This window comes from Demequina sp. (genome assembly GCA_024707205.1).
In the GTDB taxonomy this organism is placed as follows: Bacteria; Actinomycetota; Actinomycetes; order Actinomycetales; family Demequinaceae; genus Demequina.
Map to the genome: position 1 here is coordinate 820,590 of JANQAD010000001.1, position 18,511 is coordinate 839,100.

General features: G+C 67.1%; 25 protein-coding genes, 1 tRNA gene and 1 pseudogene. 22 read left to right on the forward strand and 5 right to left on the reverse strand.

The features are described from left to right. Positions 1 to 40 precede the first annotated feature (40 nt). On the forward strand, positions 41 to 937 hold the full coding sequence (locus tag NVV57_04165) for a histidine phosphatase family protein (protein ID MCR6711926.1): 897 nt from the start codon (positions 41 to 43) through the stop codon (positions 935 to 937). A 213-nt stretch (positions 938 to 1,150) separates the two neighbouring features. On the opposite strand, the gene NVV57_04170 is transcribed toward NVV57_04165, so the two are convergent. Continuing rightward, positions 1,151 to 1,750: a hypothetical protein gene (locus NVV57_04170; protein ID MCR6711927.1), complete on the reverse strand. Its 600-nt coding sequence runs from the start codon at positions 1,748 to 1,750 to the stop codon at positions 1,151 to 1,153. A gap of 30 nt (positions 1,751 to 1,780) precedes the next feature. Then, a complete protein-coding gene (msrB, locus tag NVV57_04175; GenBank protein MCR6711928.1) occupies positions 1,781 to 2,188 on the reverse strand; it encodes a peptide-methionine (R)-S-oxide reductase MsrB in 408 nt (135 codons plus the stop codon). A gap of 473 nt (positions 2,189 to 2,661) precedes the next feature. Here msrB and NVV57_04180 point away from each other — a divergent pair, with 473 nt between their 5' ends. The 13 genes from NVV57_04180 to NVV57_04240 all read left to right on the forward strand — a co-directional run bounded on the left by NVV57_04180 (position 2,662) and on the right by NVV57_04240 (position 10,180). Further along, positions 2,662 to 2,958 (forward strand): DUF1540 domain-containing protein, encoded by a 297-nt coding sequence (locus tag NVV57_04180; GenBank protein MCR6711929.1) that lies wholly within the window; start codon positions 2,662 to 2,664, stop codon positions 2,956 to 2,958. 17 nt (positions 2,959 to 2,975) lie between these two features. Then, positions 2,976 to 3,731, forward strand: coding sequence for an AzlC family ABC transporter permease (locus tag NVV57_04185; GenBank protein ID MCR6711930.1), 756 nt, complete (start codon positions 2,976 to 2,978; stop codon positions 3,729 to 3,731). Further along, on the forward strand, positions 3,728 to 4,042 hold the full coding sequence (locus NVV57_04190) for an AzlD domain-containing protein (GenBank protein MCR6711931.1): 315 nt from the start codon (positions 3,728 to 3,730) through the stop codon (positions 4,040 to 4,042). The genes NVV57_04185 and NVV57_04190 overlap by 4 nt, the downstream gene beginning before the upstream one ends. 68 nt (positions 4,043 to 4,110) lie before the next feature. Continuing rightward, entirely contained in the window at positions 4,111 to 4,446 is a 336-nt protein-coding gene (locus NVV57_04195) for a YciI family protein (protein MCR6711932.1), read from the forward strand. Between the two features lie 3 nt (positions 4,447 to 4,449). Beyond that, the gene (locus NVV57_04200; protein ID MCR6711933.1) at positions 4,450 to 4,782 is read left to right on the forward strand and encodes a YciI family protein; all 333 of its coding nucleotides are present in this window, start codon (positions 4,450 to 4,452) and stop codon (positions 4,780 to 4,782) included. Next, positions 4,782 to 5,138: a YciI family protein gene (locus NVV57_04205; protein ID MCR6711934.1), complete on the forward strand. Its 357-nt coding sequence runs from the start codon at positions 4,782 to 4,784 to the stop codon at positions 5,136 to 5,138. Before NVV57_04200 ends, NVV57_04205 begins: the two co-directional genes overlap by 1 nt. Continuing rightward, positions 5,135 to 5,536 carry a hypothetical protein gene (locus NVV57_04210; GenBank protein ID MCR6711935.1) on the forward strand — a complete coding sequence of 134 codons (402 nt, stop codon included), beginning with the start codon at positions 5,135 to 5,137 and terminating at the stop codon, positions 5,534 to 5,536. Before NVV57_04205 ends, NVV57_04210 begins: the two co-directional genes overlap by 4 nt. Continuing rightward, entirely contained in the window at positions 5,527 to 6,357 is an 831-nt protein-coding gene (locus NVV57_04215) for a hypothetical protein (GenBank protein MCR6711936.1), read from the forward strand. The genes NVV57_04210 and NVV57_04215 overlap by 10 nt, the downstream gene beginning before the upstream one ends. Then, complete coding sequence (locus NVV57_04220) at positions 6,354 to 7,259, forward strand: phosphotransferase (GenBank protein MCR6711937.1); 906 nt, start codon at positions 6,354 to 6,356, stop codon at positions 7,257 to 7,259. Before NVV57_04215 ends, NVV57_04220 begins: the two co-directional genes overlap by 4 nt. A gap of 12 nt (positions 7,260 to 7,271) precedes the next feature. After that, on the forward strand, positions 7,272 to 7,898 hold the full coding sequence (locus tag NVV57_04225; GenBank protein ID MCR6711938.1) for a Pr6Pr family membrane protein: 627 nt from the start codon (positions 7,272 to 7,274) through the stop codon (positions 7,896 to 7,898). After that, positions 7,895 to 8,800: a phosphotransferase gene (locus NVV57_04230; protein MCR6711939.1), complete on the forward strand. Its 906-nt coding sequence runs from the start codon at positions 7,895 to 7,897 to the stop codon at positions 8,798 to 8,800. The genes NVV57_04225 and NVV57_04230 overlap by 4 nt, the downstream gene beginning before the upstream one ends. 536 nt (positions 8,801 to 9,336) lie before the next feature. Continuing rightward, positions 9,337 to 9,409 (forward strand) — tRNA-Lys (locus tag NVV57_04235). Positions 9,410 to 9,508: 99 nt separating this feature from the next. Then, positions 9,509 to 10,180 (forward strand): hypothetical protein, encoded by a 672-nt coding sequence (locus tag NVV57_04240; protein MCR6711940.1) that lies wholly within the window; start codon positions 9,509 to 9,511, stop codon positions 10,178 to 10,180. Positions 10,181 to 10,247: 67 nt separating this feature from the next. Here NVV57_04240 and NVV57_04245 read toward each other — a convergent pair whose 3' ends face one another. Together NVV57_04245 and NVV57_04250 are read right to left on the reverse strand one after the other, a co-directional pair. Continuing rightward, positions 10,248 to 10,994 (reverse strand): hypothetical protein, encoded by a 747-nt coding sequence (locus tag NVV57_04245; GenBank protein ID MCR6711941.1) that lies wholly within the window; start codon positions 10,992 to 10,994, stop codon positions 10,248 to 10,250. Between the two features lie 78 nt (positions 10,995 to 11,072). Further along, on the reverse strand, positions 11,073 to 11,264 hold the full coding sequence (locus tag NVV57_04250; protein MCR6711942.1) for a hypothetical protein: 192 nt from the start codon (positions 11,262 to 11,264) through the stop codon (positions 11,073 to 11,075). 122 nt (positions 11,265 to 11,386) lie between these two features. Here NVV57_04250 and NVV57_04255 point away from each other — a divergent pair. The 4 genes and pseudogenes from NVV57_04255 (at position 11,387) to NVV57_04270 (ending at position 15,666) form a co-directional block, all read left to right on the forward strand. Beyond that, a pseudogene (locus tag NVV57_04255) lies at positions 11,387 to 11,626 on the forward strand (transposase). Positions 11,627 to 12,239: 613 nt separating this feature from the next. After that, entirely contained in the window at positions 12,240 to 13,220 is a 981-nt protein-coding gene (locus NVV57_04260) for an ATP-binding protein (GenBank protein MCR6711943.1), read from the forward strand. Positions 13,221 to 13,268: 48 nt separating this feature from the next. Further along, positions 13,269 to 15,260, forward strand: a complete 1,992-nt coding sequence (locus NVV57_04265) for a S8 family serine peptidase (GenBank protein MCR6711944.1) — start codon at positions 13,269 to 13,271, stop codon at positions 15,258 to 15,260. Between the two features lies 1 nt (position 15,261). Continuing rightward, positions 15,262 to 15,666: a hypothetical protein gene (locus tag NVV57_04270; GenBank protein ID MCR6711945.1), complete on the forward strand. Its 405-nt coding sequence runs from the start codon at positions 15,262 to 15,264 to the stop codon at positions 15,664 to 15,666. Between the two features lie 128 nt (positions 15,667 to 15,794). On the opposite strand, the gene dinB is transcribed toward NVV57_04270, so the two are convergent. Beyond that, on the reverse strand, positions 15,795 to 16,991 hold the full coding sequence (dinB, locus tag NVV57_04275) for a DNA polymerase IV (GenBank protein MCR6711946.1): 1,197 nt from the start codon (positions 16,989 to 16,991) through the stop codon (positions 15,795 to 15,797). A gap of 124 nt (positions 16,992 to 17,115) precedes the next feature. Between dinB and NVV57_04280 the strand changes: the two genes are divergently transcribed. The 4 genes from NVV57_04280 (at position 17,116) to NVV57_04295 (ending at position 18,505) form a co-directional block, all read left to right on the forward strand. Further along, entirely contained in the window at positions 17,116 to 17,349 is a 234-nt protein-coding gene (locus NVV57_04280) for a ribbon-helix-helix domain-containing protein (protein MCR6711947.1), read from the forward strand. Continuing rightward, complete coding sequence (locus tag NVV57_04285; GenBank protein MCR6711948.1) at positions 17,346 to 17,693, forward strand: type II toxin-antitoxin system PemK/MazF family toxin; 348 nt, start codon at positions 17,346 to 17,348, stop codon at positions 17,691 to 17,693. Before NVV57_04280 ends, NVV57_04285 begins: the two co-directional genes overlap by 4 nt. A 99-nt stretch (positions 17,694 to 17,792) precedes the next feature. Beyond that, a complete protein-coding gene (locus NVV57_04290; GenBank protein MCR6711949.1) occupies positions 17,793 to 18,035 on the forward strand; it encodes a hypothetical protein in 243 nt (80 codons plus the stop codon). Further along, positions 18,032 to 18,505, forward strand: coding sequence for a hypothetical protein (locus NVV57_04295; GenBank protein MCR6711950.1), 474 nt, complete (start codon positions 18,032 to 18,034; stop codon positions 18,503 to 18,505). Before NVV57_04290 ends, NVV57_04295 begins: the two co-directional genes overlap by 4 nt. Positions 18,506 to 18,511 lie beyond the last annotated feature (6 nt).

Consider the following 18,511-nt stretch of genomic DNA (forward strand, 5'->3'; position numbering starts at 1 on the left):
AGGTGCTCGCCGTGCATCGCCCCAGGTACAACGACTGGTCGTGGCCAAGGGCAAGCTCGCCCACGGCGAGACGCTCCCGCAGTGCGCCATCCGCGAGGTCGCCGAAGAGACCGGCAAGCAGATCGTGCTCGGCCAGCCGCTTCCGACCCTGCGCTACCCCGTGGGCGCTGGCCGGCAGAAGGTGGTCCGCTACTGGGCGGCGCAGGTCGCCTCGCCGGAAGGCAGGGCGGTGCAAGCCCGGCCGCCGGTGAAGATCGCGCCCAAGCACGAGGTGGACCGCGTGCGCTGGCTCACCGTGGAGCAGGCGATGACCAAGATCACCTTCCCGGACGACCTCCGGCCCCTCGAGGTGCTCGCTGAGGCCCACGCCAACGATCGGCTCGAGACCCGCGCCTTCGTGCTGGTGAGGCACGCGCGTGCCCGACGCCGCAAGGCCTGGGACGGCGAGGAAGACGAGAGGCCGCTCACCAAGGCGGGGCAGCGTCGGGCACGACAACTGGTGCCGCTCATTGCGGCGTTTGGGGTGACCCACGTGTCGTCGTCGCCGGCGACGCGGTGCATGGAGACGATCGCGCCCTACGCGAAGGCGGCCAAGCTCCCCATCAAGACCTATCCCGCGCTCACCGAGCCCGGGCATGGAGGCGCCGCTGCGCACCGCCGAGGTGATGATCAACCAGTTGAGCAAGGGCGGCAACAGGGCCGTGTGCGTGCACCGCCCCACGTTGCCGACGGTGGTGGAGATGATGCGGGCAGCTACCAGGCCATATACGCGGGGAGCGCTGCCGCGCAAGAACCCGTACCTGCCCGCGGGCGGCGTGATCGTGGCGCATGTGGTCGACACGGAGTCGGGGCCGCGGGCCGTGGCGGTGGAGACGCACCTGCTGCACGTGCACCCGTAGAGCGCTACTTGAAGCGACGCCGGGCCGGTTGCACCTGACGGCGCTAAGGCCGCTCGAGGCGGCTGAAATTGGAGCCCGGGGCTACGCAGCCCGACGTCGGTAACAAGGGTACGCGCTCGCCCCCTGGTGACAAACAAGGGTCGAAGCGACGGGTGTGACAGACGTGACCGATATGGCGCGAGTTCGCGCCTCACTAGTCACTTGCGTACCAGGGACCCTTGTTTGTCTCGCCAGCCGGCCCGACGCTGGCTTCAGTCGAGCTTGTCGTCTCGCCACAGCGTGGCGCACCGCTCCAGGTCCTCCCCGGTGCGCAGCAGTTGCGACGCGCGCAGCGTGGTGCGGTGCGCGCGGGCGTCCGCGTGGCCCTCGTCGGTCGCGGCCTCGAAGGCCGCGCCGGTCGCCACCACCCGGCAGAATGCGCCGGCGCGCTCGAGCGCCACGGCGAGGTCGCCTGAGAACACGCCGCGAAGGATCGTGTCGGCGAGACGCCTCACCTCGTCGGGCCCTGGCGGATCCTCGACTCCCGCGATCGCGTGCCGCACGTGGGCCGCGTGAACGCCCTCGTGATAGGACCTGGCCACGGCCTCCGCGTCCTGCGTCACCCACTCGCGAAGCATGTAGAGGCGCCACAGGGCGCCGGGCAGCGTCAGCGGATCGGCCTTGGACCACATCATCGCGACGGTGTCCACGCCCTCCTCGTCCACGAGCCGGACCAGTCGCGCCACGAGTTCCGGGTCCCCGGACTCGCGCGCCTGGCCAACGATCGCCGCTGCGGTCTCGTGCGCGATGAGTGCGCGCTCGGCGGGGTCGATGTCGCCGACGAGTTCGTCGGCGAGCTCCATGTCGAGCATCGCCGGCCGGCGGAAGTGGTGCTCGACCACTTACTCGACCGCCTCGTCGAACGTGAGCGACACGGAATTGATGCAGAACCGGTCGCCGGTTGGCGTCTGCGGCGCGTCGGGGAAGACGTGCCCAAGGTGCGAGTCGCACGCGGCGCAGCGCACCTCGGTGCGCACCATGCCGTGGGTCCGGTCCTCGATGAGCGTCACCGCGTCGTTGTCCTTGGCCTCGTAGAACGAGGGCCAGCCGCAGTGCGAGTCGAACTTGGTGCCCGAGGAGAACAGCTCCGCGCCACACGCTCGGCAGCGGAATACGCCCGGACGCTTCTCGTCGAGGAGGGCGCCCGTCCACGGACGCTCGGTCGCCGCCTCGCGCAGCACCGAGAACTCGAAGTCATTGAGTTGGGCGCGCCATTCGGCGTCGGTCTTGATGATCTTGTTGGGGGACATGAGCGCTCCTTCCACCTACAGACTAAGCGTGGCACGAGCCGCCCGGCTGCCCTAGGGGGGTATGGGCGCCGGGCGGCTCGCTCTATTCACCCGAGTGGCCGCGGCGCGGACGCCAAGCGGTCACACCTATTCGACGCTACAAGGCCCCGGTTTGTTCCCGCCTGGCTTGCCAGGCGGCCGGAATGGGGCCTGAGGGTCACGAAACACGATTTTGGTGACCCTCAGGCCCCATTTGGGGATGGGTTGGGGGTGGGGTGGGATGGGTTGGCGGGGCACGGGTGCCACCGGGGCTTCCGGCCCGACGCTGTGGTCACCAGGGCGCGCCACCCGGCCACAGCGTCGGGCCGGGTCTTGGAAAGCGGAACGTCACCTAAATGCAATTAAGTAATGCGCGGTTGCCATTTATCAAGAATGCGCGACAACGCATTTTCCGCGAGTTATCGTGGAGTCATCAAGTTTCCTTAGGAGGAATCATGCCGGTCGCCATCGGACTCCCGATCGTCTCTTCGTGCTCCGTCGACACCTGCGGCTTCAACCACGAGGCCGGGTGTCACGCGGGCGCCATCAACGTCTCCGCAACGGCAGACGGCACGCACTGCGTAACCGCCACCCACACGGACACCCCCGCCGGCAGGGCGGCGGTCGCGGCCGTTGGCGCGTGCTCGCGGACGGACTGCATTCACAACGACGCCATGGCCTGCACGGCCGACGCGATCCAGGTGGGCACCAACTTCGACACCGCGCACTGCCTCACCTTCGCCACGGCGTAAGTGACACACTGGCGCGCATGACGCGCCGCACCTTCCTGCGCATTGGACCGCGCCAATGGTCCGACGCTTGGGACGGCTGCAAGGCGATCGCGCCCTTGATGGTGGGTTGCGCCATCTTTGGGATGGCGTTCGGCGCGCTCGTGCGGGATGCGGGCATCAACCCCTGGGCGGGACTCTTCGCCACCACAACGGTGGTCGCGGGCGCGAGCCAGATCGCGATCGTTGAGGCCGTGCGGGCGAACGCCCCGGCGGTGGTCGCGATTCTCACGGCGCTGCTCATCAATGCGCGGCTCGCGCTGTATTCAGCTGCGCTCGCGCCGATGTGGGCGGCGTTCCCTCGCCGCTGGCGGCTCGGTCTCGCCTATTTCATGACGGATCAATCGGCCGTCATCGCGATGCGCGAGGCCGACGAGCCCGATCCCGTTCGCCGACGCTGGTTCGCCTTTGGCGCGTCGGTCCCGTTCGTGGGGGTGTGGGTGGTGGGGTCCGCGGCGGGGCTCGCGCTCGGTCCCGTGATCCCGGAGCAGTGGCAAGTGGGCTTCATCGTGCCGCTGATGTTCATCGCGGTGATGGTGCCCGGCCTCCGCAACGCCGCCCAATTCGTCACGGTCCTGGGCGCCACGCTCGTTGTGCTCGCGGGCCGCACCTGGCCCTACGGGCTCAACGTGTTCTTCGGCATCATCACCGGCATGGCGGCAGGGGCGACGTTCGAGGCCTGGCAAGAGAAGCGTCGGGCCGGAACCACTAGCCGCGCGGAGGGCGAGGCCGCGTGAACATCTGGCTCATCTTCCTCATCGCGGCGATCGGCACCTACCTGATCCGCATCTCGGGCGTGGTGCTGCTCAAGGACGAGGAGCGCATTCCCACTCCCGTGAGGCGAGCGCTGCGCATGGTGGGGCCTGCGGCGATGGGCGCGATCATCGTCAATGCGCTGTTCCTGGACCACGGCGAGTGGCGCGAGTTCGGCGCGTGGCACATCGCGGCCGCGGTTGCGGTGATCGTGGCGCTGTGGCGGCGCAGCGAGGGCTGGTCGATGCTCGCGGGCGCGGTGGTGTTCGCGGTGCTCATCGCGACATCGCTCTAGTGCCCCTGTCGAATCCCAGGCACGCCGTTCGTGGAAATGGCACAGTTGAACGATCCAAGGGAGTGCCCATGACCCAATACCTGCTGTCCGTCCATCACGACTACGAAGCCCCGCTGCCGAGCAACGCGGAGCAGATCTTCGCGGACGTGGACGCCTTCAACGCCACCATCGCGGGCCAGTCCGTGTTCGGCGGCGGCCTCGAGCCCCCGCACACGTCCACCGTCGTCGCGAACCACGACGGCCAGCTGGTCGTCACCGACGGACCCTTCGCCGAGACCAAGGAGGCGCTCGGCGGCTTCTGGGTCATCGACGTTCCTGACCTCGACGCGGCGCTGGAGATCGCCGGCCGCGCCACCACAGCCTGCCGCGCGCCCATCGAGGTGCGCCCCTTTGAATCGGAGTAGATCATGACCCAGTACCTGTTCAGCGTTATTCACGACTACGTCAACAACCCGCCCATGGCGGACCCCGTCAAGGACGCGGAGATGTTCAAGCGCGTCGGCGACTTCAACGACTCGATCAAGGACAAGATCCTCTTCATGGGTGGGCTGCATGCGCCGGATTCGGCATTCCGCGCCCAGGGCACCATGGTGACCGACGGCCCGTTCGCGGAGACCAACGAGATGATCGGCGGTCTGTGGGTCATCGAGGCCCAGGAGGATGAGGTCCGCGATCTCGCGAAGCGCGCCAGCGAAGCCTGCGGCGTCCCCGTAGAAGTCCGACCCTTCCAGAGCATCTAGTGCTGTTCCTCCTCGCCGCCCAGGACCGTCCGGATTCGCCCTTCAACCTCATGGCCAATCATGAGGAGGTGTGGCGGGACCTCACGGCCCTGGACGACGCCCTGCGCGCGGCGGGCGCCTACGTCTTCTCCCGTGGTCTGCAGCCGCCCGACGCTGCGGTCACCTTTCGCGCGCAGGGCACCGGGGAGGTGGCGGAGGCACCGGGCCCGTACGGGCCGTCGACTCTCAGCGGGATGTGGATCATCGACGTGGCCTCGGAGCCTGAGGCCCGCGACTGGGCACGGCGGTGCGCGGCAGCGCACCGGTGCGACGTTGAGTTGCGGCCGTTCCAGCCGCACGTGAGCGAGTACCTGTGACCTCCCCCGAAGCCGCGGTGACGGAGGCCTTCCGCCTGGAGCGCGGCCGCGCGGTCGCCACCTTGGTGCGGATGCTCGGCGACATCGATGCGGCCGAGGAGGCCGTGCAGGACGCGTTCGTGCGCGCGCTCGAGGTGTGGCCACGGGATGGTGTGCCACCCAATGCGGCCGGGTGGATCGTCACCACCGCCAAGAACCGCGCGATCGACGTGGTGCGCCGCGAGGGCTCGCGCCAGTCGCGCTACGAAGGTGCGGCCCGCCTGGGTGCGGGGGTACGGAACCTGACCCGGCGTCGGGCATCGCGGAGCGCCTTGATCAGCCGCTCGAGGACGACCAGCTGCGCCTTATGTTCACCTGCTGCCACCCGGCGCTGGGGCTGGAGAGCCAGGTGGCGCTGACGCTGCGGCTCATCGCGGGCCTCGAGACCAGGGACATTGCGCGCGCGTTCCTCACGCCCGAGGCGACGATGGCGCAGCGGCTCACGCGGGCAAAGCGCAAGATCGCGGCGGCGCGCATCCCGTACCGCGTCCCCTCTGCGGAGGAGCTTCCCGAGCGCGTTGGGGCCGTGCTCGCCGTGCTGTATCTGGTGTTCAACCAGGGGTATGGCGAGGCGCGCACGGACGTTCCGGATCTGTCGCGAGAGGCGATTCGGCTGACAAGGGCCCTGGTAGATCTGCTCCCGGAGGAGCTGGAGGCGCAGGGCCTCTTGGCGCTTGAACTGCTCACAGAGGCCCGACGGCCTGCCCGGTTCAGCGCCGACGGCCAGATAGTGCTGCTTGCGGATCAGGACCGTTCGAAGTGGGACGGCGAACTGTCGCGGGAGGGGCGCGGGATCATCGCGGACTGCATGGTCTTGCGGCGGCCGGGACCGTATCAACTGCAGGCGGCGATCGCGGCCGTGCACTCGATGGCGCCAAGCTTTGACCGCACCGCGTGGCCGCAGATTCTCAGCCTCTATGACGAGCTGTGGTCCCAGCAGCCCACCGCGGTGGTGGAGCTCAACCGGGCGGTGGTCGTGGCCGAGGTGGACGGGCCCGCGCGGGCGCTCAGCATCGTGGACGGGCTGCCCTTGGAGCGCTACCACCTGTGGCACGCCACGCGCGCGAATCTGTTGGCCCGCCTCGGCCGCGACGAGGAGGCGCGCGCGGCGTACTTGGCGGGCGCGGAGCTGGCGCCAACCCAAGCCGAGCGGGACTTCCTCGAAGGGCGGGCCGGGTGAGCGGCCTTCCGCAGGGCCACTCCGCCGTGACCCTGGAGACGGCGCGCGCGCTAGTGGCCGAGCAGTTCCCTCAGTACGCGGACCTGGCGCTCGGCGAACCCGAGATCGGGTGGGACAACGCGATGTTTCGGCTCGGCGACAGGCTCGCGATCCGCATGCCCCGCATCGAGCCCGCGGTGGGCTCGCTGCTCAAGGAGCGCGCGTTGCTGCACCGGCTCGGCGAAGGGTGGACGTTCCCGTTCCCACGCATCGTCGCCGACGGTGCGCCCGGCCAGGGCTATCCGTGGCCGTGGAGCATCATCACGTGGCTCGAGGGGGAGATCGCGGCGGTGCGTCCACTGAGCGTCGAGGGGTCCCAAGCCCTGGCAGCGGCGATCGCGCAGATCCATGAGCCCGCACCCGCCGACGCACCCTTCAATGACGAGCAGTCGATCGCGCTTCACGAGCGCGAGGCCGCGCTCCTGCCTGCCCTGGAGTCGCTCGCGGCCGTTACCGGCCCGGGTGGTGAGCGGCTGGATGCCGAGCGTGCGCTTGGCGTCTGGGAGGAGGCGCTGGCGGCAGATCCGCCTGCTCGCGCGGTGTGGGCGCACGCGGACTTGCATCCGTTCAACGTCCTCGCGGACGAGCTGGGCGGGCTCGCGGGCATCATCGACTGGGGGGACATGGCCGCCTGCGACCCTGCAGTGGACCTGGGCTTCGCTCACATGCTCACGGATGCCGCCGGCATGGCAGCCGCCCTCGCCGCGTATCGCGAGCTGCGGGAGGCAGACCCGGCCTTCGAGGCCAGGGCACGCGGCGTCGGGCTTGAACGGAGCGTGCGCCTCGCCGCCTGGCACGAGCCGCTCACAGCCGCCTGCGGATGGCGGGGCCTGGGGAGCCTCGGGTTGACGGTCTCTGCCTGATAGCGTCGGGCCATGACAAGGGCGTGGCGCGTTGGGCGCGTGGTGGTTGCCCTGCTCATGCTCGCGGCCGTGACGTGGTCGATGGTGCGGGGGATCCAGGGTGGAACGTTCCAGTTCTTCAACTTCTTTGGATTCTTCACGATCCAGAACAACCTCATCGGCGCCACGGCGCTGCTGCTCGCGTCGCGGCTGACCGGGCTGCCGAGGCCGCCGTGGCTCGAGTACCTGCGCGCGTGCGCCACGACATACCTGGTCATCGTCGTCAGCGTGTACTGGATTCTGCTGGCGCCCACTACGGAGGATCCGATCAACGAGTGGACCAACCTGGTGATGCACCTGCTGTCTGGGGTGGCGCTGCTCGTGGACTGGCTGGTTGAGGGGCCGCGAGCGCGGCTGCCGCTCCGGAACGTGTGGATCGTGATGGCGTATCCCACCGTGTGGCTCGTGGTGGTGCTCATCCGCGGCGCCACCGACGGCTGGTTCCCCTACCCGTTCCTTGACCCGGCGAATGGCTATGCGTCGATCGTGGTGGTGATCGCAGGGATCTTCGTGGCGGGCCTTGGCGTTGGCGCCGCGCTGTTCTCGGTGACCCGCTGGCGGCTCATCACGCCGGCGGACGCGTTGATTCCAACACCGTGAGCTTCGACACCGTCCCTCCCCCGGCGCACTCGTCCATCTCTGTGGCGGCGGCCCGGGCGCTCGTCGACGAGCAGGCGCCCGAGTACTCACACCTCCCCCTCGGTCAGCACTTTGAGGGCTGGGACTGCGCGATGTTCCGGCTGGGAGGCCTGCTCGCCGTGCGGCTCCCGCGCACCGAGCACGCCGTCCGCTTTCTGCTCGCTGAGACCGAGTGGGTGCCGCGGCTGTCGCTCGGCTGGAGCTTTCCCTTCCCGCACTTTCCGTTCGTCGGCGAGCCCGGCGCCGGCTTCCCTTTCCCGTGGGCGATCGTCTCCTGGCTGCCTGGCGACATGGCCGTTGACGTGCCCCTACTCGCCTCAGAGGGCCCGACGCTGGGGCTGGCTCTCGCGGAGGTGCACCAGTTGGCGCCGGCTGAGGCCCCGATGAATGTGGAGCAGTCGGTGCCGATGCGCTCGCGGGATCTCAAGGTGCGGGAGCGTCTCGTGACGGTTGCCGCGCTTGCGCTTGGGCCGCTCGATGTTGCAGCTGCCGAAGCGCTGTGGGAAGAGGCGCTCGCGGCGCCGGAACCCGGGCGTGAGGAGTTCGTGTGGTCGCATGCGGATCTGCATGGCGCGAACGTGCTGTCGCTCGATGGCCACTTTGGCGGGATCGCGGACTGGGGCTCCATGGCCGCCTGCGACCCGGCGGTGGATCTTGGGTTCGCCTACACACTGATGCCGGGCGAGGGAGTGGCGGCGGCGCTTTCGGCCTATGGGGAGGCGACGGGGCGAGTGGACGGGGCGTTCGTGGCGCGGGCCCGCGGAATAGGGCTCGCAAAGTCCCTTGGCGTGACGCTGTCCCCGCGGCCGGAGACGCGGGCCATGGGGTGGCGGGGACTTCAGGCGCTGGGGCTGGTGCGCTAGGCGGTCCCCGCGCGTTGACTCAACCATGAACAGCCACTTCTACTTTGGCCCCATCGTGGCCGCGGCCGGCACCGCACTGGTGCTCGGGGCCGTGGCCGTGGTGCCTCGCCGCCCCTGGCGGTGGCTGCTGTGGCTGTGCCTGGTTGCGGTGGTGGGGATGATTCTGTGGCTCACGCTGTGGCTGTCCTTCGGCGATGCGGGCGGCACCGGGCTCAACCTGACGCCGTTCCAGGAGATCCGCCGCCTGCTGGACTCACCCGGGGGGCGGCAGTACCTCAACGTCTTCGGGAACGTGGCGATGTTCGTACCGGTGGGGGCGCTGCTCGCGTGGCTGCTGCCGCGTTTGCGAGTGGTGAGCGCGACTGTTGTCAGCGTCGGGCTGTCTGTTGGTATTGAGCTCACCCAACTGGGCCTTGGGCGCGTTGGCGACATTGACGACGTGATCCTCAACGCGGCCGGCGCGCTGCTGGGCGCGAGCCTGGCGGTGACGTGGCGGGCGGTCGTGGCGGGGCGCGCGGCTGACTACGATGAAGCGCGGGCCTCTAGCTCAGTTGGTAGAGCAGCGGACTTTTAATCCGCGGGTCGTGGGTTCGAGCCCCACGGGGCCCACCTGGTAGATCACTGAATGGTGGTCGCTACACGGGTGTGGTTTGAGGGAAATCCCGTCCAAAACCCGTCCGAGCGCTCACAGCGCGTAGTCTCGCGGGCATGACCGACCCCGCCAAGAACGGCGTCCCCGACGAACTCAGTGTCGAGGAGTTACTCCGATCCTCCGATCACAAGATCGCAGCTGAGCGGCTGCTGCTCGAAGCCGCAGCAAACAACATCAAGCGGCTCCAGGGGCATGAAGACGAGCCTTTGCGGTGGTTCGCGGACCTAAAGTTCTTCATCCTCCAGGTCGACTTCGACATCACGACGCTCATCGCGGCTCTACTTCGGCATCCAAACAGTCGCCTGACAATGGAGAAGTTCGTCGCGCTTCTTGTCTTTGAGACAGAGTCCGACGTGGGCAAAATCGCGAACGGCCTCCAACGGTCTCTGCGCAACCCCGATGCTGTCACCGCCAAGAACTTTGACGGCGCGAAGGTCACCGCCGCGCTCGATGACTTCAAGGTGGCGCTACGGCCCTTGCGAGACGACACCGGGCTGAGGGAGAGGCTCGGCATTGTGCGCAACACCATGGCCGGTCACGTCTGGGACGGAAAGGGCACTCGGGTGAACGGCTCTGCTCTGTGGGCTCTCTCCAGGCCCGCGAATGGAGAGACGCCGGACGCCGTGCTGCGAGACGAATTCGTGAAAGCCGCGCTTACGCTCACCAGAGCGCTCGGCGCTCTTGCCGCTGATCTGGAAGACGGCTTCTCGGTCGCAACGCATGCGTAGGGCGCCCGGGCGTAGGCCTTGGAGATTGCGTCGCGATGCCGCCGACGCGGTCGCAACAACTATCCGGCTAGGGAGCGGGCGAGGTCAGGCTCTTGATGTACTCGGCGTCGACCTTGATTCCGAGCTCGTTCGGCGTGGGAAACTCGTAGTCGTCTGCAACGGTCAGATCACACTTGCTGATGTACATCTCTTGTATGGCGCGCACCGTCTCGGAAGAGTTGACGCTCAGACTGATTGCCTTGAACTCGTCGATGAGGGCCTTCCGCTCGTCAGCAACCCCGCTGTGCTTGTCCGCCCAGTGGGAGTTCCAAAGATCGGTACGCGCATCAAGCGCGGAGTCCCACTCGGCGGAGTCAAACTCAACGCCGTCTAGGCTCGGGCCGTTCTTATCCACAAATGCGTCGGTCTCACGATATGCAGCCTTGTACTCGTCAGAAAAATACGACGACTGTGCGGCAAGCATGGTCGCAAACATGATCTGGCGAATCTCAAAGCCCTGTTCTTGAATCGGGTCATCTCCATACGGCTCGACGTAGCGCGAACACATGGCCGCTTGAGCATCATCGAGCGCAGAGGCCACCGCCGCGTCAGCAGATGCCGCGGTCGAAGGTAGCGCCAAGCCCGTGTCCGAGTTGCCGTCCGTCAAGATAAGCTCGCCGGTCAACGAGTCAGTCTCCGCGTCGAGCGTGTACGCCGCTCCCGAATTGACCGTCCACTGCCAACCGGCCCCGATGTCGGGAGTTTGGTTAGCGGAGCAGCCCGAACATAGGAGTACGAGCAAGACAGCGGCGACGGCGGTGCGGGGTAGCAACATGGCGACACTCTAGTGTCTTGGTTGCGCCTACGACCGGGTAGAGTGCGCAACCACACAGGCGCTTGCGGCCGCGTCGGATTAGCGCTGCGCAGCCAACCTCTTCGAGATTTCGTCCCGGTCGCTGTCGTAGTTCGTGACGTAGAGGTGTGAGTAGATCGTGTCCGTGGTGACGAGGGAGGCGTGCCCCATCCACCGGCTCACCTCGTAGGGCGCGCTGCCAACGGACAGCATGGGGCTTGCGTACGTGTGCCGTATGTCACGGAACCGCATCTCTGGCATGTCCAGGGCGCGCAGTGCACCTCGTGCGAGCGAGCCTTCGCTACACGTCCACGTCACATTGGCAGAAGATCACGCCCCAGTTGCGGCGCATCTAGACCGCACCCACGCTCGAGGCTGCCGCGGACGAACTCGGCGAGCTCCACGAGCAATGGGGGCACACCTACCCGGCGATGATCAAACTGTGGCGGACCTCGTGGGAGCAGTTCGTGCCGTTCCTGGACTTTCCACCGGAGGTGCGCAACCTGATCTACACCACCAACGCTATCGGGTCCCTCAACGCCCGCTTCCGAGCGGCAGTCACGCGCCGAGGCCACTTCCCCGACGAACAGCCAGCACTGAAGGTCCTAGACCTCGCATGCTTCGCGCGCGAGAAGAACCCGAGATCAGACCGCGGCAACCCCACCGGTCAAATCAAAGACTGGAAAACAGTCCTCGACGTCCTGCTGCTGACCTACGGCGACAGGCTCTACCCCACCAACTAGCCGATGCCACTTACACAGAAAAACCGACAGACCCTCGCCTGGCCCAATCGGCACACTTCACTTCCGTGCTCCGCGTCTCCAGTGTCGAACGGCATCACGCGCGCGCCCACGTCGTCGGCCCGACCAGACACGTTGTCTGGCACCAGAGCACGGCCCCCGTCGCTCACTCATTTGTGTCGGACGTCGCAGTCGACAAGAGCCCATCCAACGACTCGCCCAGCGCGCTCACCAGTCGACTCAGAGTGAAGATGCCAGGGTCCTGTACGCGACGGGTCTCAATGGCGCGAATGGTCGCAATCGAGAGCGAGGCCTCCTCGGCGAGTTCCTGCTGCGTCCAGCCTCTGCGCGTCCGCCACTCGGTGAGCCGGTCAGCCAGTCGCTCCGACTCCTCTGCACTCACGCGCGCGGACTGAGGTCGTCTGGCCATAGGATTCATATTACTCTAGCGCTATACAAATAGTCCAAGTGCATGTACTATGCAGGCATGGCCGGGCGTCACATCAAGGACCTCATCGCCGCGTACCGCGACCGCGATGATCTGGCCTTCCGCCGTGCAGCGAGCGCAATCATCGAAGAGGAGGAGGCGAAGAAGCACACTGCGCTGGCCCGCGACCTCCGCAAACTACTGGCGAGTGGAAGCTCCTCGGTCTCCGTGCCAGTGACGCTTGCCACCTACGTCGAACCCCCTCGGGACCGCGACAGCAATGTGGCCCTCGCCGAATCGCGCCAACCGGAGGTCCTGGGCCTGAATGACCTAGTCCTTGCAGATGATTTGCGCGCCGCCTTGGAGACCCTCGTCGCAGAGGTACCGCTTTGGCCGCTGCTCGATGTCGCCGGCGTCCCCCGGCGCAGACGCGTCCTGCTCTACGGTCCGCCAGGCAACGGCAAGTCGACCATCGCGGAGGCGTTAGCAGCCGACCTGGGTTGGCCTCTGTTCGTTGCCCGCGTTGACAGCCTCATGTCGAGTTACCTCGGCGAGACAGCGTCGAACCTGCGCAGCCTTTTCGACTTTGCAGCTAGTACTCCGGCGGTAGTGCTCCTCGACGAGTTCGATTCACTGGGCAAACTACGCGACGACCCGTCTGACCATGGTGAACTGCGCCGCGTGGTCAATGCGACGTTGCAAATCATCGAGGAGTACCGCGGAAGGTCGCTGGTCATCGCAGCCACAAACGCTCCTGCGATTCTCGACTCCGCGCTATGGCGACGCTTTGATGAGGTCTTTGAGGTTCCACCGCCGGCACCCAACCAGACAGCGACACTGCTTGGCCGACTCTTGCAGCAATCGTTCGATACGGTCACCCTCGCGCCAGCGGCGCAACGCCTTGAGGGTCTGCCTTTCGCAGCCGTTGAACACGCTGCCAACGGAGCCCGCCGCAACGCTTTGCTACACGGGCGCGAGGACACCACCTACGAAGACCTGCAGCGCGCCGTCGAGCGGACACTGGGTCGTCCCTGGAAGTAGTCGGCCCTGGTTAGCGCTGTCCGGCGAACGGGCCTCTACGCTCGTGTCATGGCAGACCATCTGCGACTTCCTGAGCCTTCACGCCTCGACACGCGCCGTAAACATCCTGGACCCCCTGGTGGGACCGAAGTCGACAGAGTCGAACGCGCGAAGGCTCTCGCGGGTGTGCTCGCCGGCCTCGGTCTGCCGTACCCCGGAGCCACGACGCCTCCAACCGTTGACGGGGAAGAAGAGGCACTCGAAGATTCACGCCTCGTGCTCGTGTTTGCGGACACGGGCATGCTCGAAGCGGGTCCATTCCGCAGGTGGAACATGACTCCCGTGGCTGAGGGGGTGGACAGCACCTACATGGTCATTTCCGATGCCGAGTCGCGACGCGTATTCGCACGACTCGTGGAAGAGTACGGTGGCAACGCCGACGACTGGGCCAACCCCAAGTCTTGGCAGAAACAACTCGATGCCATCACGGGCGTGCGCCTCTACGACAGGGACGATCGGGCCGACAGTCGACTCAACGACTTGGAGTTTAGGGGCACCGAGATCGTCGACATTCTGATCTGGCCGTCTACGCTGAACGTCCGCAAACATCGCGAAGACAGCGCGCTCGCGCGCCTCAACGAGATTCGCGAACTCGTCGCCGAGTTCACTGCGCAGGATGCGGCGGTCCACACTCTCGCCGCGGACCCGAGGCCAGACTCCACGATGGCTCGCGTCGCCGTCACGAGGCCGCTACTCGACGTCTTGCTGGACCACGTCCTTGTCGAGCGCGTTCGTCCACCGTTGCGCCCTGAAGTCACTGCAGGCAACTTGCTCCAGGCGGGCACCACGGCCGTTGCACCCATCCCGTCAGGACTGCCCGTCGGCGTGATCGATGACCTTGTCACCGACAACATTCTGCTCCATGGCATCGTTCAAGCCCGCACGGGAGTGCCCGACACCCACACCTTTGGCGTCCCCACAGCGCACGGCACGCACGTCGCCGGAGTTGCCGCGTACGGAGATCTTCGGGCCTTCGTCACGCACGGGACCCTGCCGACTCCGCGGCCCATATACAGCGCACGGATCATGGAGCGCGACCCAACGTCGCCAGGCCGTGCCGTCGTTGCAGGACTGTTCCACGAGCAGCTGGAGGGAGCAATCCGCTGGCTACACGGCGAAGGCGTCAAGGTCATCACCTGCTCCATCAACGATGACGCTCCGGATAGCACTCCCACTCCCGGAGAATCCATGGCCATCATCGATGCCCTCGTCCGAGAACTGGACGTTGTGGTGGTGCTGTCTGCGGGCAACGTTCACGCCGTCGACCCCCACCACTGGCTCAATGACTACCCGAAGTACCTCGACCGTGCGGAGGCCCGCATCGCTGATCCTGCCGGTGCCGCACTGGCACTAACCGTGGGCTCTCGGGCGGCCTACAACGTACCTGCGCTACCCGCTTCAGGCACCTCACCCCATGTAGCCATCGCACCCGCCGGAGGTCCCTCGCCGTTCACACGTACAGGTCCGGGACGCGGGCGAGGCGGTGGCAGCATGAAGCCGGAGTTCATTGCGCACGGCGGGAACGTCTCGTGGGACAAGTTCATCGGCAAGGTCCCGCAGCCGGACCCGAACATGTCGGTGGTGACCACTGCGCCCGCTGGTAGCCCAGGCGGGCGCGTCCTGACCGTCGACGATGGCACCAGCATGGCTACGCCCTACGTCGCGAACCAAGTAGCCACGATCGCCACACGGTATCCAACGGCGTCCGCAAACCTGCTCCGCGCACTAACCGCTCTTGCCGGCGAAGACGGCGGCATACAAGTGCAAGGTTCGGCGATCATCAGCGCATACGGCGAACCTGTCGCCGCCCACGTCCTCGAGAGCGGCACGCACCAGGTGATCGTGACATATGAGGGAACCATCGCGTGCAACACGTCAGTTGTGCACCGGCTGCCTGTCCCCGAGGCATTCGCCACCGGCAAGTTCGACCAGCGTCTCGAGGTCGCTCTCGCATTCGACCCCCCCTGTGCGCCGCTCTCGCCGCGACTACCTTACGGCTGAGATGTCGTTTGACTTCGTGCGCAACCTAGAACTCGCAGAGGTGCTCGCGCGCTACGCGGCACAGCCTGACACGAGGGCCATCGCCAAGGATCCAACGCTCCAGAAGCGCACGCTTCCAAGTGGACGACAGCGACCCGCGATGAAGCCGCCTGCTGCGGACCTGGCAAGCAACACCCTGATTCGCCGCAGTGTTGGCGGCTCGTGGGATCCGAACGATGAGGGCTACTACTTGGTGGTGACCCACAGCGCGCGCCCCTGGGCAAAGGACGAGATTGAGGAGCAGGCGTACGCGGTGGCCGTTGAGCTGAGCCTCGCCGCCGGTGCGCGCATCGACTTACACGCAGAGATGGTCAAGTTGCAGGCCGAGGCACGCCTGCGAACTCGGGGCCAAGTCCGACTCGGCTGAGCGAAGCGGATTGGAAGCTGATTGAGGCGGTAGGCCATAAATGGACTCAACCGAACAATTAGGTGGACTCGGCAAGGAAGATGCCACGCAAGGGGCCCGGTAGATGAGTTATGCACGTTCACCACCACTCAATCGTGCTCCGGCAGCCGCGGCGTTGACCAGCCCGGGTCGCGTCCCATGAGCGCCGCGCGGGTCACCGATTCCGCGCCGAACCGGTCGCGCACAGCGTCGAGCGCGGTATCCAGGCGCGCGCCATCGTTCCAGTCGATGGGCAGTTCTGGCTGGGTCGTGGCAGCGCGGGCGAGTTGTGCAAACGAGACGCCGATGAGCGTGACACCCCGGTCCGCGATCTGCGCTTCCACGCTATCGAGCAGCCGCTGCGCGACGCCGAGCAGCACCTCGGTGCGGTCACTGGGGGCGCCGAGCGTGTGAGATCGCGTCGCCTTCGCGTAGTCGCCGTAGCGGAGCCGCAGGACGACGGTGCTGCACATCGACCCGCGATCGCGCAGGCGCCTCGCGAGCCCGTCCACGATCTGGGTGAGGATCAGCTCAAGTTCCCCGAGCGTGCGCCCACGGCTGCCGAGTGCACGCTGCGAGCCGATGGATACGTGGCGTTGCGTGGCCTCGACGGGCCGCGGGTCGCGAAGCCGGGCCAACGCGTGCACGTGGGCGCCGGCGGCCTTGCCGAGCAGCTGCTCGGCGGCCGACTTCTCAAGCTCGGCGAGCTGCCCGACGGTGTGGATGCCTCGCGAGTGCAGTTTCTCTGCGGTTACGGCGCCGACGCCCCACAGCCGCTCAACGGGGAGCGGGTGCAGGAATGCCTCCTCGCGGTCCGGCTCCACGACGAGGAGGCCGTCAGGCTTGCTGACCGCGCTGGCGACCTTCGCAAGGAACTTGGTTCGCGCGACGCCCACCGAGATCGCGAGCCCGACTTCAGCGCGCACGCGCTCCCGAAGCCGCATGGCGATCTGCTCGGGAGTTCCGGCGAGGCGGCGCAAGCCGCCGACCTCGAGGAACGCCTCATCGATGGAGAGGCCTTCAACGTAGGGGGTGGTGTCGTGGAAGATGTCGAACACGGCGCGGCTCGCCGCGGAGTAGGCCTCCATCCGCGGTGGCACGACGATCGCTTCTGGACACAGGGTGCGCGCTCTTTGCACCCCCATCGCAGTGCGGACTCCGCGGGCCTTCGCTTCGTAGCTCGCGGCGGCTACGACGCCGCCACCTACGATCACGGGCCGCCCCCTCAGATTGGGCGAGTCTCGCTGCTCTACGGAGGCGTAAAACGCGTCGAGGTCGGCGTGGAGAACCGTCGCTTCACCGCGCACTTCACACCTCCAACCAAGAGCGCCTGTGCAGACATCGTCCCACCCGCGCCAGACATCGCGGGCGCGGTGGCGGTGCTCCACCGCAACCCTTCCCTGCCCAGTACTACCGCGGTAGCATCTGAGTATGACCGCGAAGATCAGCATCAGCCTCACGGACCAAGACCTCGCCGTGCTCGACGCGATCGTCGCTGAGGGCGGCGCCGCGGGCCGCTCCGAAGCGATCCGCGTCGCGATCGACCACATGCGCGGCACCGCGCTCGAGGCACGCCTCGCGGAGCAGCTCATGGCGTCATTTGACGAGCCAGCGACGCAGGAACTTATCCGTGACTGGGACGCCACCGTGGGCGACGGCCTGTGAGCCGGGGCGAGCTCTGGTGGGTTGACTTCGATCCCAGCGTGGGTAGCGAGGTCGGGAAACGCAGGCCCGCGCTCATTGTGGGTCGCGACGCGCTGTCCACGGCGGCGCAAAGCCACCCTGGTGGCACGGTGACCGTGGTGCCGGTGACGTCGAGCGTCTCGAAGGTGTACCCCTTCCAGGTGCTTGTGCCAGGGGGCACGGGCGGCTTGGCCAAGGATTCCAAGGCCCAAGCCGAGCAGATCCGGACGGTCTCCGTCACGCGACTGGTCGAGCGGATCGGGAGGGTGCCGGAGCGCGTCTCCCGCGAGGTGGACAACGCGATTCGCATCTACTTGGGCTTGTAGTTCCTGCCTAACACCCCGCAAGCGGCGACCCGGCACCGCAACCCGGCCACGCCGTCGGGCACCGGGTGCCTCCGTGAGCGGTAGCGCTAACTTAGGACCATGAACGACGCAGCCCCACTGATCACCCGCTTCACGAGGTTCCCCGACGTGCTCGCGCTCGCGGCCGTGCTGATGGTGCTGTCCGCGCTGATGCTGTGGCTCGTGGACGTGGACCGCATGGTGGTGCTGGCCGTTGCGGGCGTGGCCGTGCTGGACGCCCTGATGTGGCTCGCGTTCAGAACGCTCGCCCGCCGCAAAGCCGCCCAAGAGGCCCCAACCAGTCCGGGCGTGACAAGCTCATGAAGGCCCGCAAGGCGATCGGCTCGGTCGCGGGCCTGATGGCGGCGGCCCTCCTCATGACGGGCTGCGCCACGGTCCAGAGGTTCCTGAACGAGGTGCCGCTCGACGTGCCGCAACCCACGTTCCCGGCGACCGTCGCACCGCTCGAGATGACCTACGACGGCGGCGTCACGCCCAAGGATGCGGGCTCCGAGGACTGGGCAAAGAAGAGCAAGCGCCGCATTGCGGCGGTGGGAGCGGCCCACAAGATCCTGGTCTACAGCGTGGAACCGACCGCCGGCAACGACCTCACGATCCGTGTCAAGGGAGACCCGGAGGACGCTCAGCTGCTCGCCGATGTCGAGGAGTTCGTGGTTCCCGTGGCCCTGCGCCGGGCCCCCGTGGTCACCGTGATCATCGACCCGAGCCTGTGCGGCGTCGTCGGCTCGGTGAAGGATGACAACCCCGTCTGCGACAAGCTCGCGGGGAGCTAGCGCTAG

Bases quoted from the DNA above. Each gene is read 5' to 3' on its own strand.
- NVV57_04260 (MCR6711943.1), top strand. From the start codon at position 12,240: ATGGCCGGGCGTCACATCAAGGACCTCATCGCCGCGTACCGCGACCGC.
- NVV57_04265 (MCR6711944.1), top strand. From the start codon at position 13,269: ATGGCAGACCATCTGCGACTTCCTGAGCCTTCACGCCTCGACACGCGC.
- NVV57_04240 (MCR6711940.1), top strand. From the start codon at position 9,509: ATGACCGACCCCGCCAAGAACGGCGTCCCCGACGAACTCAGTGTCGAG.
- NVV57_04270 (MCR6711945.1), top strand. From the start codon at position 15,262: ATGTCGTTTGACTTCGTGCGCAACCTAGAACTCGCAGAGGTGCTCGCG.
- NVV57_04195 (MCR6711932.1), top strand. From the start codon at position 4,111: ATGACCCAATACCTGCTGTCCGTCCATCACGACTACGAAGCCCCGCTG.
- NVV57_04225 (MCR6711938.1), top strand. From the start codon at position 7,272: ATGACAAGGGCGTGGCGCGTTGGGCGCGTGGTGGTTGCCCTGCTCATG.
- NVV57_04245 (MCR6711941.1), bottom strand. From the start codon at position 10,994: ATGTTGCTACCCCGCACCGCCGTCGCCGCTGTCTTGCTCGTACTCCTA.
- NVV57_04185 (MCR6711930.1), top strand. From the start codon at position 2,976: ATGACGCGCCGCACCTTCCTGCGCATTGGACCGCGCCAATGGTCCGAC.
- NVV57_04170 (MCR6711927.1), bottom strand. From the start codon at position 1,750: ATGCTCGACATGGAGCTCGCCGACGAACTCGTCGGCGACATCGACCCC.
- NVV57_04280 (MCR6711947.1), top strand. From the start codon at position 17,116: ATGACCGCGAAGATCAGCATCAGCCTCACGGACCAAGACCTCGCCGTG.
- NVV57_04200 (MCR6711933.1), top strand. From the start codon at position 4,450: ATGACCCAGTACCTGTTCAGCGTTATTCACGACTACGTCAACAACCCG.
- NVV57_04250 (MCR6711942.1), bottom strand. From the start codon at position 11,264: ATGCGGTTCCGTGACATACGGCACACGTACGCAAGCCCCATGCTGTCC.
- msrB (MCR6711928.1), bottom strand. From the start codon at position 2,188: ATGTCCCCCAACAAGATCATCAAGACCGACGCCGAATGGCGCGCCCAA.
- NVV57_04295 (MCR6711950.1), top strand. From the start codon at position 18,032: ATGAAGGCCCGCAAGGCGATCGGCTCGGTCGCGGGCCTGATGGCGGCG.
- NVV57_04180 (MCR6711929.1), top strand. From the start codon at position 2,662: ATGCCGGTCGCCATCGGACTCCCGATCGTCTCTTCGTGCTCCGTCGAC.
- NVV57_04290 (MCR6711949.1), top strand. From the start codon at position 17,793: ATGAACGACGCAGCCCCACTGATCACCCGCTTCACGAGGTTCCCCGAC.